Origin of the sequence: Paracraurococcus ruber (assembly GCF_004353985.1) — a bacterium.
Lineage (GTDB): Bacteria > Pseudomonadota > Alphaproteobacteria > Acetobacterales > Acetobacteraceae > Paracraurococcus > Paracraurococcus ruber.
On sequence record NZ_SMOA01000628.1, the window covers coordinates 1 to 855 of the forward strand.

An 855-nucleotide genomic window follows, 5' to 3' on the forward strand; every position below is an offset into this window, starting at 1 on the left:
GGCGATGCGGCGCGCCGCATGACCGCGCCCTTCCGCGCCGGCGCCGCCGCGGCGCTCGGCGCCCCGGCGCTGGCCATGGCGGTCAGCTTCCTGGCCTTCGGGGCGGCGGTGGCGGCCGCAGGGTTCGGGCCCGGCTGGGCGCTGGGGTCGTCGCTGCTGGTCTATGGCATGGCCGGACAACTGGTGCTGCTGCAGGCGGCCCCCGCCGGGGCGGTGGCGGCGGCGCTGGGCGCGACCGCGGCGAATGCGCGCTTCCTTCCCATGGCGCTGGCGCTCGCCCCGTGGCTGGGGCCGCCGGGCTGGCGGCGCTGGCTGGCGCTGCCCTTCATTGCCATCACGCCCTGGGCGGCGGCGATGCGCGTGCTGCCCGGGCTGGATGCGGCGGCGCGGCTGCCCTGGTTCCTCGGCTTCGCCCTGGCCTCCTGGCTGGTGGCCGGGCTGGCGACGCTGCTGGGCGGGCTGGCGGCGCCCTGGCTGGACCCGCCGCTGCTGGCGGCGCTGCTCTTCGCCAACCCGCTCTATTTCGCCCTGCTGCTGGCGGCCGACCTGCGCCTGGCCGGGCCGCGGCGGGCGGTGCTGGCCGGGGTGGCGGCGGCGCCGGTGGCCTGGCTGCTGCCGCCGGCCTGGGGGCTGCTGGCGGCGGGGCTGCTGGGCGGGACGCTGGCCTTCCTCTGGGGCGGCGTGGCAACGGCTGACCTGGCGCTGGGCCTTGCCGCGCTGGCCATGCTGCTGCTGCGGGCGGCGGGGCTGCTGATGGCGGGCGCGCTGCGGCCGGAGCATCCGCTGGTCGCCTGGGCGGCGGCGGTCAGCCAGGCGACGCTGGCCGCCTTCGTCGCCCTGGCGGTGGCGGCGCCG

At 79.9% G+C, this 855-nt stretch carries 1 protein-coding gene; it reads left to right on the plus strand.

Annotated elements, in window-relative coordinates:
* Positions 1 to 18: 18 nt before the first annotated feature.
* A partial coding sequence (locus E2C05_RS32185; protein WP_133223645.1) for an AzlC family ABC transporter permease occupies positions 19 to 855 on the plus strand: 837 nt, incomplete at its 3' end.